This is a genomic window from Gordonia sp. 135, assembly GCF_009720185.1.
In the GTDB taxonomy this organism is placed as follows: Bacteria; Actinomycetota; Actinomycetes; order Mycobacteriales; family Mycobacteriaceae; genus Gordonia; species Gordonia alkanivorans.
Window position 1 is genome coordinate 3,033,239 of sequence record NZ_CP046257.1, and the last position, 16,571, is coordinate 3,049,809.

Annotated in this window: 14 protein-coding genes; all 14 read right to left on the reverse strand. The window is 69.1% G+C overall.

All coding sequences use genetic code 11. The features are described from left to right. Positions 1–46 precede the first annotated feature (46 nt). Positions 47–1,048, reverse strand: a complete 1,002-nt coding sequence (locus GKZ92_RS13695; protein ID WP_006357912.1) for a hypothetical protein — start codon at positions 1,046–1,048, stop codon at positions 47–49. Further along, positions 1,045–1,380 (reverse strand): hypothetical protein, encoded by a 336-nt coding sequence (locus GKZ92_RS13700; protein ID WP_006357913.1) that lies wholly within the window; start codon positions 1,378–1,380, stop codon positions 1,045–1,047. The genes GKZ92_RS13695 and GKZ92_RS13700 overlap by 4 nt, the downstream gene beginning before the upstream one ends. Further along, positions 1,377–1,715 (reverse strand): YbaB/EbfC family nucleoid-associated protein, encoded by a 339-nt coding sequence (locus GKZ92_RS13705; protein ID WP_006357914.1) that lies wholly within the window; start codon positions 1,713–1,715, stop codon positions 1,377–1,379. Before GKZ92_RS13705 ends, GKZ92_RS13700 begins: the two co-directional genes overlap by 4 nt. A 35-nt stretch (positions 1,716–1,750) precedes the next feature. After that, positions 1,751–2,470, reverse strand: a complete 720-nt coding sequence (trmD, locus tag GKZ92_RS13710; RefSeq protein WP_006357915.1) for a tRNA (guanosine(37)-N1)-methyltransferase TrmD — start codon at positions 2,468–2,470, stop codon at positions 1,751–1,753. Beyond that, positions 2,470–3,003 carry a ribosome maturation factor RimM gene (rimM, locus tag GKZ92_RS13715; RefSeq protein WP_006357916.1) on the reverse strand — a complete coding sequence of 178 codons (534 nt, stop codon included), beginning with the start codon at positions 3,001–3,003 and terminating at the stop codon, positions 2,470–2,472. The genes trmD and rimM overlap by 1 nt, the downstream gene beginning before the upstream one ends. Positions 3,004–3,029: 26 nt before the next feature. Beyond that, the gene (locus tag GKZ92_RS13720) at positions 3,030–3,272 is read right to left on the reverse strand and encodes an RNA-binding protein (RefSeq protein WP_006357917.1); all 243 of its coding nucleotides are present in this window, start codon (positions 3,270–3,272) and stop codon (positions 3,030–3,032) included. Continuing rightward, a complete protein-coding gene (gene rpsP, locus GKZ92_RS13725) occupies positions 3,269–3,721 on the reverse strand; it encodes a 30S ribosomal protein S16 (RefSeq protein ID WP_006357918.1) in 453 nt (150 codons plus the stop codon). Before rpsP ends, GKZ92_RS13720 begins: the two co-directional genes overlap by 4 nt. 400 nt (positions 3,722–4,121) lie before the next feature. Continuing rightward, positions 4,122–5,216 (reverse strand): amidohydrolase family protein, encoded by a 1,095-nt coding sequence (locus GKZ92_RS13730; RefSeq protein ID WP_006357919.1) that lies wholly within the window; start codon positions 5,214–5,216, stop codon positions 4,122–4,124. Positions 5,217–5,219: 3 nt separating this feature from the next. Continuing rightward, complete coding sequence (gene ffh, locus GKZ92_RS13735) at positions 5,220–6,779, reverse strand: signal recognition particle protein (RefSeq protein ID WP_006357920.1); 1,560 nt, start codon at positions 6,777–6,779, stop codon at positions 5,220–5,222. A gap of 38 nt (positions 6,780–6,817) precedes the next feature. Then, positions 6,818–9,358, reverse strand: a complete 2,541-nt coding sequence (locus GKZ92_RS13740; RefSeq protein ID WP_075862614.1) for a [protein-PII] uridylyltransferase — start codon at positions 9,356–9,358, stop codon at positions 6,818–6,820. 115 nt (positions 9,359–9,473) lie between these two features. Further along, complete coding sequence (locus GKZ92_RS13745) at positions 9,474–9,812, reverse strand: P-II family nitrogen regulator (RefSeq protein ID WP_005198965.1); 339 nt, start codon at positions 9,810–9,812, stop codon at positions 9,474–9,476. Between the two features lie 50 nt (positions 9,813–9,862). Continuing rightward, complete coding sequence (locus GKZ92_RS13750; RefSeq protein WP_035754093.1) at positions 9,863–11,212, reverse strand: ammonium transporter; 1,350 nt, start codon at positions 11,210–11,212, stop codon at positions 9,863–9,865. Positions 11,213–11,422: 210 nt separating this feature from the next. Then, the gene (gene ftsY, locus GKZ92_RS13755; RefSeq protein ID WP_042375873.1) at positions 11,423–12,964 is read right to left on the reverse strand and encodes a signal recognition particle-docking protein FtsY; all 1,542 of its coding nucleotides are present in this window, start codon (positions 12,962–12,964) and stop codon (positions 11,423–11,425) included. Further along, complete coding sequence (smc, locus tag GKZ92_RS13760; protein ID WP_006357924.1) at positions 12,961–16,569, reverse strand: chromosome segregation protein SMC; 3,609 nt, start codon at positions 16,567–16,569, stop codon at positions 12,961–12,963. Before smc ends, ftsY begins: the two co-directional genes overlap by 4 nt. Positions 16,570–16,571 lie beyond the last annotated feature (2 nt).

The window sequence follows — 16,571 nt, forward strand, 5'->3', positions numbered from 1 at the left end:
ACCCGACTATTGTGCCAGAGACACCCCGGTCGGACGAAATCGCCGGTCAGCGCTGTGAACCGGGCGCCATCGCGACCACGTCGGCGGCCCGCAGCGCCGACACGGTGGCCGAGTCCATCGGGGTGGCTGCGGCGATCGCCGTGGGAGTGATCCCCGAGCTCGTCATGTGTTCGACGATCGCGAGTTCGGGTGCGCGCCCGTTCGCGGTCAGCGCCTCGTCGTCGGCGAGTTCGAGCCCCGCGCGCTGGTACGGCTGCGGATCGTTGGTCCCGACGACGACCACGCGGCGCCCACGGGCTCCGACGCCGACGCCGACCGCGGTCCGGAACCAGCCCGCGATGGTCGGCGGCACCGTCGACTGCAGGGCGTCGGCGCGGCGGCGCAACCAGGTGAGGTCTCCCCCGGCGGTGTCCCGGTCGGCGCCCGACGCGGCGGCGCCCACTGCGGCACCCAGGCCCGCGGCCATCGCTCCGGCACCGCCCATCGCACCCATCGGGGCGAACGGCATCATCCCGCTGGTCGCCGCGGGCGGGGTTCCGCCGGCGGATTGTCCGGCCTCCTCGGATCGTTGGGTGTAGTCGTCGCCGGCAGCCGTCAGGGCCAGACGTCCGGCGCTTGCCGCACTCACCCGCCACGAATCGTCCCCGACCTCGGCGAAGACCTCCGCACGATGCCGGTCACGGTCGGCGACGAGGGCGATCGTCGTCAGCTGCTGCTCGGTCTCCACGACGACATCGGCATAGGTGTCCAATGACGCGGCCATGGCGCGAAGCCGTTCGGCGACGTGGGGCAGGGACTGTGGTCCGGCGCCGGTGACCTCGGCCAGCCCGTCGACGACGGCGTCGCCGAACTCCCCCTCGACGGCCGCGCCGCCGGCGGCCGGCGATGAGTACGCGGCGGTGGCCGAGACGACCACGTCGGTCACCCGTTCCACGGATTCGGCGAGGGCGCGTGCCCGTCGTGCGGCCTCACGGAGCGACCTCGGGTCCGCGCCCGGCCACACCCCCGGTGCGAGTTCGTCCGCGATCTGTCGGGGCGCAGAGTTCACCGCGGGTCACCGAGTTCGAAGGCTGCTGCGGCGTCGGTATCGGCGGCGGCGAGCGACTCGACACCGGAGGTCAGCGCCCGCCGATGTTCGGCGAGGCGCGCGACCGCGGTCCGCAGCAGGTCACTCGACTCGATGCTCGCGGGACCGAAACCCCGGCGGAAGGCCATCGCCCCCTCCCCGACCCCGACCGCGGTGTCGATGTCGGCGAGCAGTTCGACGAGTTCGGAGTGCACCGCACCCAGCCGCGACTCGGCGTTGGCCAGGCGCGCGGACAGATCCGCCGCGGTGCCCACGTCCGCGGCGATCCGGTTCCGGCGCCCTCCGGCCGTCATCGGGTGGTCCGGGCGGTGTCGAGACGGGCGTCGGCGTAGTCCACTCCGGAACCCGTTGCGGCAGCGAGAAGTTCACTGCGCCGGGTACTCAGCGCATGATCGGCTTCGGCGATGAGGGTGGTGAGGAGTTCGGAGAGCTGATCCGCACGGTAGCGACGCAACGCGGTGGGATCGATCGAGATGTCGACGGCGAGGCCGCGTGCATTGACGGTGACGGCGACGAGCCGGTCGCGACTGATCGCACGGGAGGTCAACGCCGACAGCGCGGCACGGGTCTGCGCGAGTTCGGCACGTTGACGGTCGAGTTCGTCGACCATGGCCTCATAGCCCTGCATCTGCCCTCCCCCGTGCGCTCGAGTTGTGCCGAATCCTAGCGGGGATCGGACTCGGGGCCATCGTGGGGATTCACAGGCTCGGAGAGAAGATCCGGCCGGCGGGCACGGGTCCGTTCGAGAGCCTGCTCGTGCCGCCACCGCGCGACCTTCGCATGATCGCCGCTGAGCAGCACCGGCGGGACGTCGAGCCCGCGCCAGCTCACCGGGCGCGTGTAGCTTGGCCCTTCGAGGAGCCCGTCGGAGAACGAATCCTCTTGGTGCGAGCGAGGATTCCCGAGGACACCGTCGATCAGCCGGACCGTCGCCTCGATCATCGCCATGACCGCGACCTCGCCGCCGATGAGGACGAAGTCGCCGAGAGACACCTCTTCGACACGCACCCGGCGCGCCGCGTCGTCGAAGACACGCTGGTCGATGCCCTCATAGCGGCCGCAGGCGAAGACGAGATGTCTCTCGGCGCTCCACCGCTGAGCGGTCGCCTGGGTGAACGGCACACCGGCCGGGGTCGGGACGACGAGAAGCGCGCCGTCGGGGCACACGTCGTCGAGACACGGCCCCCACACCTCGGGCTTCATGACCATGCCGGGTCCGCCGCCGTACGGCGAGTCGTCGACGCTGCGGTGCACATCGTGTGTCCAGTCGCGCAGGTCGTGGACGTCGACGCTGATGCGGCCGGCGTCGATTGCCTTGCCCAGCAATGCAACCCGGAGCGGATCGAGATATTCGGGGAAGATCGAGACGACGTCGAGGCGCATCACTGCGCGCCGTCGGCCGAGTCCGGATCGAGGAGACCCTCGGGCGGGTCGATCACGATGAGTTCGCGGGTCACCGTCGGGACGATCTGCCGCACGAACGGGATGAGGACCTCACGTCTGTCGGGGGTGCGCACCGACAACAGTTCGCCGCCGGGCATGTGCAGGACCGATTCGACGACACCCACCTCGGTCCCGTCGGTGAGCTGCACGGGAACGCCTTCGAGTTCATGGTCGTAGAACTCGTCCGGATCGTCGGACGGTTCGACCTCCGAGGAGTCGATGAGAAACAGGGTGCCGCGCAGGGCGTCGGCCGCATCGCGTCCGGCGACGCCCTCGAGAGACACCAACAGCCGCCCGGAGTGTTCCCGGGCGGCTGTCACGGTGAATCCACGTTCTCCGCCACCGCGCGGCAGTCGGCCGCGCAGCACCGAGCCGCGAGCGAAACGCAGTTCGGGTTCGTCGGTACGGACGTCGACGACGAGTTCGCCACGAATGCCGTGCGACTTCACGACGCGTCCGACGACGAGATCCACGATGCGTTCGTCCTGCGAGTCGGCCGTCAGCGGTCGGTGTCGACGATGTCGACGCGCATGCCGCGTCCGCCGATACCGGAGACGAGGGTGCGCAGGGCGGTGGCCGTCCGACCGTTGCGGCCGATGACCTTACCCAGATCGTCGGGGCTCACGTGGACCTCGACGAGCCGGCCGCGACGACCGGTGACGAGGTCGACCCGGACGTCGTCAGGGTTCGAGACGATTCCGCGGACGAGATGCTCGACCGCGTCGGCGACCACAGCGCTCACGCGTCACCCTCGGCGGCAGGAGCCTCGGCGGCAGCTTCCTCTGCCGGGGCCTCGTCCTTCTTGGCGGCCTTCTTCTTCGGGGTGGTGGCCGCGGCGACCGGCTCGTTCTCGGCGGCGGCGAGCGCAGCGTTGAACACGTCGAGCTTGGACGGCTTCGCCTCGGCGGTCTTCAGGGTGCCCTCGGCGCCCGGCAGGCCCTTGAACTTCTGCCAGTCACCGGTGACCTTGAGGATCGCGGCCACAGGCTCGGTCGGCTGTGCGCCGACACCCAGCCAGTACTGGGCGCGCTCGGAGTCGACCTCGATCAGCGAGGGCTCTTCCTTCGGGTGGTACTTGCCGATGGTCTCGATCACCCGGCCGTTGCGGCGGGTCCGAGCGTCGGCGACGACGATGCGGTACTGCGGGTTGCGGATCTTGCCGAGCCGCGTGAGCTTGATCTTGACAGCCATGTCTTCTTCTACTTTCGTGTGGTCACTGCGCAATTCTGCGACCCACCCGGAATGGTGGACCCGGTTTTGCGTCTGTTTCGGTGTGACCGTCGGGCGGCCGTGACCGCATCCGACGAACCGTCGAGCCATTCTGCCAGACCAGAGGCTCCGGAAAGAAATCCGGCATGTGGTTGTCCACCCCGCGAGAACAACCACATGCCGTACGTCGCCAACGCCACTTGCCTACCGATGAATTCGGCCCCCAGGCTTGCGCGACCCTCACCGAAACCCCGTTTTCACCCCCGGTTTCGGCGGGTCTGCACTGAGCTGATCGGTTCGTCCCCTTACGAACCTGTGCAACGCGGTTGCTACCTTACGCGGCAGTAGGTAAACGCAACCAGCAGTCACCTTGTGGCGTTGCTCACAGAATGTTTCGGCCCGACGACACCACTGCCTGCGGATGACGCAGGACCCCCAGGTCATCGCAAGGGTTCTCGCCGTAGACCACGAAATCGGCGCGGTCGCCGTCGGCCAGGAGGTCGGCGCCGAGCCACTGTCGAGGTTGCACGGACGCTGCTGCGATCGCCCCGGCGTTGCCCAGACCGACCTTCGAGAGCGCCTCGATCTCGTCGACGATGCGCCCGTGCTCGACGAACCCGCCGGCGTCGGTCCCGGCGAAGATCGCGACCCCGGCCTCGCGGGCGGATTCGAACACCTTCGGCGCGTCGGCGTGCAACCGGCGCATGTGGGCGGCGTAGGTCGGGAACCGCTCGGCGCCGTCGGCGATGCCCGGGAAGTTCTCCACCTGGATCATGGTGGGCACCAACGCGATCGAGCGTTCGACGAGCTGATCGATCAGATCGGCGGTGAGCCCGGTGCCGTGTTCGATGCAGTCGACACCGGCTCCGATGAGGTCGACGAGGGCGTCGGTGCCGAAGACGTGCGCGGTGATCCGGGCGCCGTGTTCGTGTGCGACGGCGACGGCGGCCTCGATCTGGTCCCGCGTCCACAGCGGCGCGAGGTCGCCGGCGTCGCGGTCGATCCAGTCCCCCACGATCTTCACCCAGCCGTCGCCGGCCCGCGCCTGGCGTGCCACCTCGGCGGCCAGCTCGTCTGGGTCGTCGAGGTCGACTCCGTAGTCGCGCAGATAGCGCTTGGGCCGGGCGATGTGCTTGCCGGAGCGGATGAACCGCGGACACGCCGGATCATCGTCGAGCGGGTGGGTGTCGAGCGGTGAGCCGACCTCGCGGATCAGGAGCGTCCCGGCCCGGGCGTCGGCGTACGCGAAACCGCGGGCCTGCTCGATGTCGACGCCGAGGCCGGGTGCGATGCCGACGTGATTGTGGGCGTCGACGAGACCGGGCAGAATCCAGCCGCCGTCGACAGCGGTCTCGGCATCGGCGATGGCCGTGTGGCTGATGGTCTCACCGGACACCCAGAACTCGATCGGTTCGCCGGTGAGCGGATCGGTGCCGCGGTAGTGGCGGGCCGTGTCACCCTCCGCCGTGCCGCCCATCGGCTACTTCTTCTTCTTGGGCTGGAACTGGGAGACGTCGATGCCCTCGAGGCCCGGCGGCAGCTGGTCGAGTCCGGCGGGCATGTTGGACAGGTCCGGGAAGCCGGCGGGCATACCACCCGGCATCCCCGGGAAGCCACCGCGCACCTTCGGCGGCGTGGGACCGCGTCCCTTGCCCTTCTTCCCCTTCTTGCCCTTGCGGTTGGACTTCCGGTTCATCCCGCCCATGCCCATGCGCCCCGACATCTGGGCCATCATCTTGCGGGCCTCGAAAAAGCGGTCGACGAGCTGGTTGACCTCACTGACGGTCACGCCCGAACCGTTGGCGATACGCAGGCGGCGCGAGGCGTTGATGATCTTCGGGTTGTCCCGCTCGGCGGGGGTCATGCCGCGGATGATCGCCTGGACCCGGTCGAGCTGCTTGTCGTCGACCTGCGACAGCGCGTCCTTCATCTGGCCCGCGCCGGGGAGCATGCCCAGGATGTTGCCGATGGGTCCCATCTTGCGGATCATCAGCATCTGTTCGAGGAAGTCCTCGAGGGTCAGCTCACCCTGCGTGATCTTGGCCGCGGCGGCCTCGGCCTGCTCGGCGTCCCAGTGCTGCTCGGCCTGCTCGATGAGGCTGAGCACGTCGCCCATGCCGAGGATCCGGCTGGCCATGCGGTCGGGGTGGAAAACGTCGAAGTCCTCGAGCTTCTCGCCGGAGGACGCGAACATGATCGGCTGACCGGTGACCTCGCGTACCGACAGGGCGGCACCGCCGCGGGCGTCGCCGTCGAGTTTGGTCAGCACGACACCGGTGAAACCGACGCCGTCGGCGAAGGCCTCGGCGGTGGTGACCGCGTCCTGACCGATCATCGCGTCGACGACGAACAGCACTTCGTCGGGCGTGGTGGCGTCGCGGATGTCGGAGGCCTGCTTCATAAGCTCGGCGTCGATACCGAGGCGGCCCGCGGTGTCGATGACGACGACGTCGTAGTGCTTGGCCTTCGCCTCCTCGACACCGGCTCGGGCGACCGAGACCGGGTCGCCGGAGGTGACGCCGAGTGTTCCCTCGCCGCCGACGCCCGTGCCGGGGTGCGGCGCGAAGACCGGCACGCCCGCACGCTCGCCGACGATCTGCAGCTGCGAGACCGCGCCCGGACGCTGGAGGTCACAGGCCACCAGCAGCGGCGTGTGTCCCTGCTGCTTGAGCCAGTTGCCCAGCTTGCCGGCGAGGGTCGTCTTACCGGCGCCCTGCAGACCGGCCAACATGATGACCGTGGGCGGGTTCTTCGCGAACCGCACCCGGCGGGTCTCGCCGCCGAGGATGCCGATGAGTTCCTCGTTGACGATCTTGACGACCGTCTGGGCCGGGTTCAGCGCCGCGGAGACCTCCGCACCCTTCGCCCGTTCCTTGATCCGCGCGATGAAGGCGCGCACCACCGGCAGCGAGACGTCGGCCTCGAGCAGGGCGAGCCGGATCTCGCGGCAGGTGCGGTCGATGTCGGCATCGGAGAGCCGCCCCTTGCCGCGGAGGTCCTTCAGGGCACCGGTCAACCGGTCGGAGAGGGAATCGAACATGGGTCCCATCCTTCCATGTGGTTCCCCGGTCATTCCATTTAGGAGATCGGCACTCCGGACCGTCCCGTCCCGCCGGGCGTCTGCGGGCCGTCCTCCTCGTCACGCTTGGGCTGCGGCGGCGGGCACACCGCGATGATCGCGTCGGTGATCGTCGCACGCAACTGCTCGGTGTCGGCGGTTTCGGCATTCGGGGCCAACCGCAGGCTGAAGATGTCGACGACGGTCGCACCCAGGGTCGAGACCTTCGCCCACCGGATGTCGGCACCGAACTTCTCCAGCACCGAACTCACTCGGCTCAGCAACCCGATCCGGTCGTCGGACCGGACCTCGAGCAGCACCGCACCCTCGGCGGCGTCGGGCTCCGGGGCATCGAGCCAGGTCACCCGCGGCGGCGCGACCGCGAACAGTGCGGGCACGGCGTTCTTCGGGTGACCCGCCCCGTCGACGTCGGGATCGGTGCTGCCGGCACTCGCCCCGAGGCTCACCATCGTCCCAGGGAGAGTGCTGACCGAGGCGATCGTGGGTATCGGCGAATCCCGCTCGCGCGCGTCGAGACGCGCGAGGACGTCGAGCTTGCCGTTCACCGCGGCGATGAGCTGCTGGCGGAGCAGACCCGCGTCGGGCGGACTGCCGAACATCGGCACGACGATGAAGGAGTTGATCGCCTTGCCGTCGACGCTCTGGGCGCAGGCCTTGTGCGAGCGCAGACCGCCGAGCGCGAGCACCCCGGCCATCTTCGACAGCAGACCGGGCTGGTCCGGTGCCACCATCGTGACGTCGTAGGTGTGCTGACCGTCGGCGCGGACGAGCCGGACCGCGTAGTCCCCCTCGGCGGCGATCGCCAACTGCTCGGGGGTGAGCGGCTCGGGCACCGCGGGCGGGATGCCGTCGATGTGGCGCATGGACCGCCGGACGAGCTCGCCGATGAGTGAGGCCTTCCATTCTCCCCACACGCCGGGACCCGTTGCCAGCGAATCCGCTTCGGCCAGTGCCGCAAGGAGTTCCAGCAGCACCCGGTTGTGACCCAGGGTGGTGGCGACGAATTCGGCGGTGGCCGGGTCGTCGAGGTCGCGGCGCGTCGCGACCTGCGGCAGCAGCAGGTGGTGCCGCACCATGTCGGACAGGATCGTCACATCCTGCGGCCACAGGCCGAAGCGATTGCCGATCTGGACGGCGAGCTCGGCGCCGACGATGCTGTGGTCGGCGCCGCGCCCCTTCCCGAGGTCGTGGATGAGCGCGCCGAGAACGAGGAGATCGGGCCGCGAGACCCGCGTCGTCATCGAACTCGCATATGCCGCCGTCTCCACGAGGTGACGGTCGACTGTCCAGGTGTGGATCGCGTCGCGCGGCGGGAGGTCGCGAACCGCACCCCATTCCGGGAGCAGTCTGCCCCACAGTCCGGTGCGGTCGAGCGCCTCGATCGGGTCGACCATGTGGTGACCCGAGCTGAGCAGGACCAGCAGGTCGCTCAACGCCTCGACCGGCCACGGCTCCCGCAGTTCCGGTGCGTAGTCGGCCAGTCGGCTCAGGGTCGATGCGCTGATCGGCAGACCCGTCCGCGCCGACGCGGCGGCCACCCGGAGGATGAGTCCGGGGTCCTTGCTCGGAATCGCGTTGCGCGCCAACACGATCTCACCGTTGTGCTCGACCACGCCCTCGTCGAGCGGCCGACGCAGCGGTGAACGGCGCAGCTTGGCCAGCCCGCGACGCGGGAGAGCATTCCCCGCGGTCCGCAGACCGACGTCGATGGAATAGCTGATGGTTCGGGCGGAGTCGCTGATGACGCGCGCCAGGTCGAACCGGTCCCCGATCCGCAGCGCGGCACCGATCTCGTCGGCGTCCTGGGCGCGGACCTGCTCGCGCGGGCGACCAGCTATGCGGTGCAGCTCGGTCCGGATGTCGAGGAGACGCTCGTACGCGACCTGCGGTCCGGCGCCGGGGGAATCCGGCCGCAGATTCGCCATTCCGTCGGTGAGCTGGGCGATCGCCAGGGCACCGAGGAGCTGGACGTCGCGCAGCCCTCCTCGACCGTTCTTCAGGTCGGGTTCCGCGCGGTGCGCGATGTCGCCGGCACGACGCCAGCGATCCTGCGCATGGGCGACCACGTCGGGGAAACGATTACGGATGTCGTTGCGCCACTGCTGGCGTACGCCACCGATCAGCAGGCTCGACAGGTCCTCGTCGCCTGCGATGTGGCGGGCCTCGAGCAGGCCGAGGGCGGCGGTCACGTCCTCGCCTGCGACCTGCAGCGCCTGCGGCACGGTCCGGACGCTGTGGTCAAGGGGAATGTTGGCGTCCCACAACGGATACCAGAGCCCGTCGGCGACCTCGGACACCCGCTCGACGGGCATGTCGTCGTGCAGCAGGATCAGGTCGAGGTCGGAGTACGGCAGCAGTTCGCCGCGTCCCAGACCGCCGACCGCGACGATCGCGAATCCGCTGTGGGACTTGATGCCGAGCTCGGCGCCCTTGCTGGTGAGCCAGAACTCGTGCAGGTCGACGAGCACCTGGCGGAGCGCCGGTGCGTCGAGTTTCCCGTTCCGGCTCGACTCGGTGAGCTGCCGGCGGGTCTTGGCCAGGTCGGTGGCGGCTACGGGAGGCTCCTCGGTCTCGGGGGTTGAACGGTGCGGCCCCGCGCCCGACTCGTCGTCGGACGCGGGGCCGCGCTGGGGTTCAGAAAGGGCACGAGCTCACTTACAGAGCGTCGCCGCCGCGCTCGCCGGTGCGGACGCGCACCACCGACTCGACCGGCGAGACCCACACCTTGCCGTCACCGATCTTGCCGGTACGGGCGGCCTCGACAATCACGTCGACGACCTTGTCCACGGCCGAGTCGTCGACGACGACCTCGACGCGGACCTTCGGCACGAAGTCGACCGAGTACTCGGCGCCGCGGTAGACCTCGGTGTGGCCCTTCTGGCGTCCGTAACCCTGGACCTCGCTGACGGTCATACCCAGGATTCCCGCCTGCTCCAGGCCGGCTTTGACGTCCTCGAGCGTGAACGGCTTGACGATTGCAGTGATCAGCTTCATTTGTTATCCCTCTCCACGGGTGTCAGCGTAGTAGCGATTTGGCGTGAGCGTCATGCCAGCTCGTAGGCAGTCTCGGCGTGTTCTGCCTCGTCGATGCCGCTCTTCTCGTCCTCATCGCTGACACGCCAGCCGAGCGGCTTGAGGGCGAAGGCGATGATCGCGGTGAGCACAGCGGTGAAGGCCAGCGCGAAGAAGGCGATGACCGCCTGCACCACGAGCTGCTTGTAATCGCCACCCCAGAGGAGACCGACGTCCTTGCCCAGGAGACCGATGGCGAGGGTGCCCCACAGGCCGGCGACCAGGTGGACGCCGACGACGTCGAGCGAGTCGTCGTAGCCGAACTTGTTCTTCATGCCGATGGCGAGGGCAGCCAGAGCACCGGCGATGACACCCAGGATCAGCGAGCCGACCGGGGTCAGCGCACCACAGGCCGGGGTGATCGCGACCAGGCCGGCCACGATGCCCGACGCGGCGCCGACGCTGGTGGCGTGCTTGTCGCGGATGAGTTCGACTGCGAGCCAGCCGATGATCGCGGCGGCGGTCGCTGCGGTCGTGTTGACCCACACCTGGCCGGCGAGAAGGTCGGCACCCAGCTCGGACCCGACGTTGAAACCGAACCAGCCGAACCACAGGAGTGCCGCGCCGAGCATCACGAACGGGATGTTGTGCGGGCGGTAGGCGGTGCGACCGAAGCCGACTCGCTTGCCGATGATGAGGACCAGCACCAGCGCCGCGATACCGGCGTTGATGTGCACGACGGTGCCACCCGCGAAGTCGATCGGTGCGACATTCGCCTCACCGTCGGTGGTTCCGAACAGTTTCGCCGCGATGCTGTCCTCGCCGGCGCCGAGGAGTCCGCCACCACCGACGAGTCCGCCCCACACCATGTGGGACAGCGGGAAGTAGACGATCGTCGACCAGATGACGGTGAAGACCATCCAGGTCGAGAACTTGACGCGCTCGGCGAGCGCACCGGAGATGAGGGCGACGGTGATGACCGCGAAGGTCAGCTGGAATCCCATGAAGATGACGGCGGGCACCGACAGTCCGGCAGTGACGTACTGCTCGGTGTCTCCCTCGCCGATCGTGCTCATGAGCTGATCTGAGCCGAACAGCGCGAACGGGTTGGCGAAGAGACCGAGAATATCGCTCTCACCGGTGATGCCGTCGCTGAACGACATCGAGAAGCCCCACAGGACGTAGACGACGCTGATCGACGCCAACGCACCGAACGACATCATCATCATGTTCAGGACGGACTTGCCGCGCGCCAACCCCCCGTAGAAGAACGCGAGACCTGGGGTCATCAGCAACACAAGCGCGGCCGACACAAGCATGAATGCCGTGTTGCCCGTGTCGATCGGGCCAAACGATTCGTTTGGCAACTGAGCCAAAACCACTGTGAAAACCTCCTCAGGATGCGCCGACGGCTCGGCGCCTCCCAAGACTTTGTCGGCACTCGGTTTCGGCAGTGGTGCCTTGACGTTTCGGGCACGTAACCCGATGAACGATTTATATTTCGCTCAGGTAAAATACGAGGTTGCCTCTGAGGCCTGTCTCAGTTTCATCCCGGCACTACTGCGCCCCGGTTTGCCGATCGTGAATCGACTTCACAGCAGTGCGTCGACGAACGCCTCCGGCTCGAACGGTGCCAGATCGTCCGCGCCCTCGCCCAGACCCACCAGTTTCACCGGCACCCCGAGCTCCTTCTGGACATGGAAGACGATGCCGCCCTTGGCCGTGCCGTCGAGCTTGGTCAGCACCACGCCGGTGATGTCGACGACCTCGGCGAACACCCGCGCCTGCATCAGACCGTTCTGGCCGACGGTGGCGTCGAGCACGAGCAGCACCTCGTCGACGGGCGCCTTCTTCTCCACCACTCGCTTGACCTTGCCCAGCTCGTCCATCAGGCCGGTCTTGGTGTGCAGTCGGCCCGCGGTGTCGATCATGACGACGTCGACACCCGTGGCGATCCCGCGGTCGACCGCGTCGAACGCCACGGCGGCCGGATCGGCCTGCTCCTTGCCGCGCACGATCTCCGCTCCGACCCGCTCACCCCAGGTCTGCAGCTGATCGGCGGCGGCCGCACGGAAGGTGTCGGCGGCCCCCAGCAGTACGCGACGCCCGTCGGCGACGAGAACACGGGCCAGCTTGCCGGTGGTCGTGGTCTTTCCGGTGCCGTTGACCCCGACCACCAGCACGACGGCCGGACGCCCCGCATGCGGCAGCGCGCGGATCGACCGGTCCAGGGTCGGATCGAGCTGCTCGACGAGCACCCGTTTCAGGAGAGCCCGCGCCTCCCCCGCGTTCTTCACCGGGTTGGCGGCCAGTTCCGTACGGAGGTTCTCGACGACGGTCATGGTGGTGGCCGTACCGAGGTCGGCCATCAGCAGGGTGTCCTCGATCTCCTCCCAGCTGTCCTCGTCGAGGTCACCCGCGCCGAGCAGACCGAGCACGCTCTTGCCGATCGCACCCTGCGACCGCGACAGCCGTCCGCGCAGCTTGCCCAGACGCCCCGCAGTCGGCGCGATCTCCTCGCGCGGCGGTGCCGCCACCGCACCCGACGCATCGTCGGGCGCTGTGGTCACTGGAGGTTCGACCACCGGCTCCTCGACCGCCGGAGTCTCGACCGCCGGGGCCTGGGCTGCCTCCGGCGCCTCCGGCTCGGTGGTTTCCGGTTCTGCGACCTTCGCCTCCGGCTCGGTCGTCTCCGGCTCGACAGTCTCCGGCTCCGCCTCGGCCGGTTCGATCACATCCGGGAGGGACACCTCGGTGATCCCGCGGCGATGGGAGTCACGCGGTACCGCGGCGTCGTCGCCGATCGCGGGCTGGCCGTCGACGTCGGTGCGCTCCGCCACCGGCTGGACCGGCGCTTCCGGCTTGGGCTGCGGTTCCGGCTCACGCGGTGGTTCCGGCTTGCGGGCCGGCGGTTCGGCCAGAGCCGTGTCACCGCGACTGAAACTGAAGCCCGACCCCGCCTGGTATCCCCCGGACCGGTCGACCTGACGGGTGGTGCCGTCGACGATCTCCGGCTGCGTCGTCGTGTCGGACAGCGAGATGCGACGACGACGCGCCAGCACCAGTCCGATCACGATCAGCGCGGCGATGACGACCACCGCGATGACGATCCCGATGATGATTCCGGTGTTCACTGGCTGGTGTCCTCCTGTTGAGCCACGGGCATGTTCACGCCGCGCATGCGCTGCGAGATGACGGTCGTGATGCCGTCCCCGCGCATGCTGACGCCGTAGAGGGCGTCGGCGATCTGCATCGTGGGCTTCTGATGTGTGATGACGATCAGCTGCGATTTCTCCCGCAGCTGCTCGAACAGCTTGATGAGTCGGCGCAGGTTGGTGTCGTCGAGCGCCGCCTCGACCTCGTCCATGACGTAGAACGGCGACGGGCGGGCGCGGAAGATCGCCACGAGCATCGCGACCGCGGTCAGGGACTTCTCCCCGCCCGACAGCAGCGACAGCCTCTTCACCTTCTTACCCGGCGGCCGGGCCTCCACCTCGATGCCGGTGGTGAGCATGTCGTTGGGCTCGGTCAGCACCAGGCGGCCCTCACCGCCGGGGAACAGCGTCTGGAAGACCTGGCCGAACTCTCGCTCGACATCGGCGTAGGCCTCGGTGAACACCTGCAGGATGCGGGCGTCCACCTCCTCGATGACGTCGAGCAGGTCCTTGCGGGCGGCCTTGATGTCCTCGAGCTGCGAGGACAGGAAGTTGTAGCGCTCCTCCAGCGCCGCGAACTCCTCGAGCGCGAGCGGGTTGACCCGGCCGAGGGTGTTGAGGTCCTTCTGCGCCTTCTTCGCGCGCGCCTCCTGGGTGGCGCGGTCGTACGGCATCGGCGCCGGGGCCACCACCTGGTCGCCGCGCGCCTTGGCCTCCTCGTACTCCTGCATCTCCAGTGCCGAGGGCGGCATCGGTACGTCGGGACCGTATTCGGCGATCAGGTCGTCGGGTGACATCGCGAACGTCTCGAGGATCTGCTCCTCGAGCTGCTCGATGCGCAGTGCCACCTGGGCGCGGGCCACCTCGTCGCGATGCACGGTGTCGCGCAACGAGTTCAGCGTGGTGGTCAGTTCACCGGCCCGCACGCGCAGCTCGTCGAGAGTCGCCGACCGCGCGATCCGGATCTCCTCGAGTTCGTCGCGACCCGCCTGCGCCGACGCGACCGCCGCCGCGAGACGTTCGGCGACCCGGGCACCGGCCCGCTCGACCGCCGCCGCGACACCCGCGGCCTGCCGGCGGATCTCGTCCTGACGACGCGCCCGTTCCCGTGCTTCCCGCTCACGCTGGGCGGCTCGACGCAACGAGTCGGCCTTCCCACGCACCGAGGCGAGACGTTCCTCGGCGGTGCGCAGTGCCAGACGGGCCTCCATCTCGGTGCCGCGGGCGATCCCGACCGCTGCCGCGGCCGTGGACCGCTCGGAGTCGTCGGCCGCCATCTCCGGTCCGGAATCCGACTCGTCGCGGGCCAGCCGCAACCGTTCCTCGAGTTCGTGCAGGGATTCCAGGGTCTCGGCGCGACCCTTTTCCAAGAGGTTGCGTTGACGCGTGAAGCGATCGGCCTCCGCACGGGCGGTGCGGATCTCGTGGCCGAGCCGGGCCATCTGCTCATAGGCGGCGCCGACACTGGAATCCGATTCGTGCAGCGCGGCGAGCGCTTCCTCCGCCGCTTCGCGGCGTTCGCGCTGTTCGGTGAGAGCACCGTCGAGTGCCGCCTCCAGCTCTTCGACGCGGCGGCGGGTGGCGGCGAGTTCCTCGGTCGCGGCGTCGATGGCCGACTGCACCTCGAGCGTCGACGGGCGACGCGACGAGCCACCCTCGATCGACGCGGGGCCGATGCGGTCGCCGGCGTGGGTGACCACGCGCACGCCGTGGCGACGGGCGATCTCGAGTCCCTGGGCCGGATCGTCGACGACGACGGTGTCGGCGAGGACGGTGTCGATCGCGTTGCGGATCTCCGGCCCGCAGGTCACCGCCGAAGCCGCCCACCGCACACCGTCGGGCAGTGCGACGTCTCGTGGTCGGACGGATTCGGTGAGGCCACCGCAGATCAGCGCGGCCCGTCCCCCGTCGCCGGATTTGAGGGCCTCGAGCGCACGGATGGCCGCCATGCCGTCAACGGTGACGATGCCGTCGACCGCGGGGCCGAGGGCGCCGGCGATCGCGGTCTCGAAACCGGGCTCGACGGTGAGCAGTTCCGACATCGGTCCGAGTAACCCGTCGGGCGCGTTGTCGAGCAGCCAGGCACCGCCGTCGTTGCGCTCGAGACCCATGGCGAGGGCTTCCACGCGCGCCGACAGCGAGGCGATGGACTGCTCGGCTTCGCGGTGCTCGGCCTGCAGGGTCGCGACGCGTTCGTTGGACAGGTTCAGCGCGGCGACGCACCGTTCGTGGTGTTCGTCGAGGGCCTGCTCGGAGGATTCCAGCTGCGCGAGTTCACTGGCCGCCGAATCTTGTTGTGAGGCAGCATTTTCCGCACGCTCGGTGGCGTGGGCGATGGCAGCGGTCAAGCGGTCGGCCTCGGCGTCGACCGATTCCGACCGCGTCCGCAGGTTGTCGACCTGGCCCTCCAGACGGGCCAGACCCTCCCGACGGTCGGCGATGGCCTGGACGGCGGCCAGGTGTGCCGCTTCCGCGGCCTCGGCGATCGATTCGCGCTCGCGGAGCACCTCGCGTGCCGTCTCGAGCTGTTCGGCGGCGATCTCGACGCCCTCGGTCAGTTCGGCCTCGAGTTCGGCGGCTTCGAGGGCCTGTTCCTCGAGTTCCTCGGGATCGGGTCCGGTGGCCTCGGTGGCGGTCTCGCTGAGGTAGCGGCTGCGTTCGGCGGCGACCCGGCGGGTCGCGTCGACGCGTTCGGCCAGCGCCGACAGCCGGAACCAGGCGCGGCTCGCCGCCGCGGCGGCCGGGGTGACCTCGGCGAGATGCTGTTCGTGTTCGGTGACCTGCGCGTTGGCCTCGTCGAGTTGCTCGGCCACCTCGTCCTGGCGGCGCCGGACCTCGTCCTCGACGGCGGCGTGTTCGGCCATCTCGGCTCGGCGGATCACCAGGTCGTCGGCGGCGAGGCGCAGCCGGGCGTCGCGGAGATCGGCCTGCACGGTCTGCGCCCGGCGGGCGACCTCGGCCTGTCGGCCGAGCGGCTTGAGCTGACGCCGTAGCTCGGCGGTGAGGTCGGTGAGGCGCGCCAGGTTGGCCTGCATCGCGTCGAGCTTGCGGACCGCTTTTTCCTTGCGTTTGCGGTGTTTGAGGACGCCTGCGGCCTCCTCGATGAACGCGCGACGGTCCTCGGGACGCGACTCCAGGATCGCCGACAGGCGGCCCTGGCCGACGATGACGTGCATCTCGCGGCCGATACCGGAGTCGGAGAGCAATTCCTGCACGTCCATGAGGCGGCAGGTGCTGCCGTTGATCTCGTATTCGCCGGCGCCGTCGCGGAACATGCGGCGGGTGATCGAGACCTCGGAGTATTCGATGGGCAGCGCACCGTCGGCGTTGTCGATGGTCAGCGTGACCTCCGCACGCCCCAGCGGCGGACGTCCGGAGGTGCCGGCGAAGATCACGTCCTGCATCTTCCCGCCGCGCAGCGCCTTGGCGCCCTGTTCGCCCATGACCCAGGTCAGGGCGTCGACGACGTTGGACTTACCCGAGCCGTTGGGACCGACGACGCACGTGATACCCGGCTCGAAGCGCAGGGTCGTCGCCGAGGCGAACGACTTGAAGCCCTTCAGGGTCAGGCTTTTGAGGTGCACGA

Bases quoted from the DNA above. Each gene is read 5' to 3' on its own strand.
- GKZ92_RS13745 (WP_005198965.1), bottom strand. From the start codon at position 9,812: ATGAAGCTGATCACTGCAATCGTCAAGCCGTTCACGCTCGAGGACGTC.
- GKZ92_RS13705 (WP_006357914.1), bottom strand. From the start codon at position 1,715: ATGCAGGGCTATGAGGCCATGGTCGACGAACTCGACCGTCAACGTGCC.
- trmD (WP_006357915.1), bottom strand. From the start codon at position 2,470: ATGCGCCTCGACGTCGTCTCGATCTTCCCCGAATATCTCGATCCGCTC.
- GKZ92_RS13730 (WP_006357919.1), bottom strand. From the start codon at position 5,216: ATGGGCGGCACGGCGGAGGGTGACACGGCCCGCCACTACCGCGGCACC.
- GKZ92_RS13700 (WP_006357913.1), bottom strand. From the start codon at position 1,380: ATGACGGCCGGAGGGCGCCGGAACCGGATCGCCGCGGACGTGGGCACC.
- rpsP (WP_006357918.1), bottom strand. From the start codon at position 3,721: ATGGCTGTCAAGATCAAGCTCACGCGGCTCGGCAAGATCCGCAACCCG.
- ffh (WP_006357920.1), bottom strand. From the start codon at position 6,779: ATGTTCGATTCCCTCTCCGACCGGTTGACCGGTGCCCTGAAGGACCTC.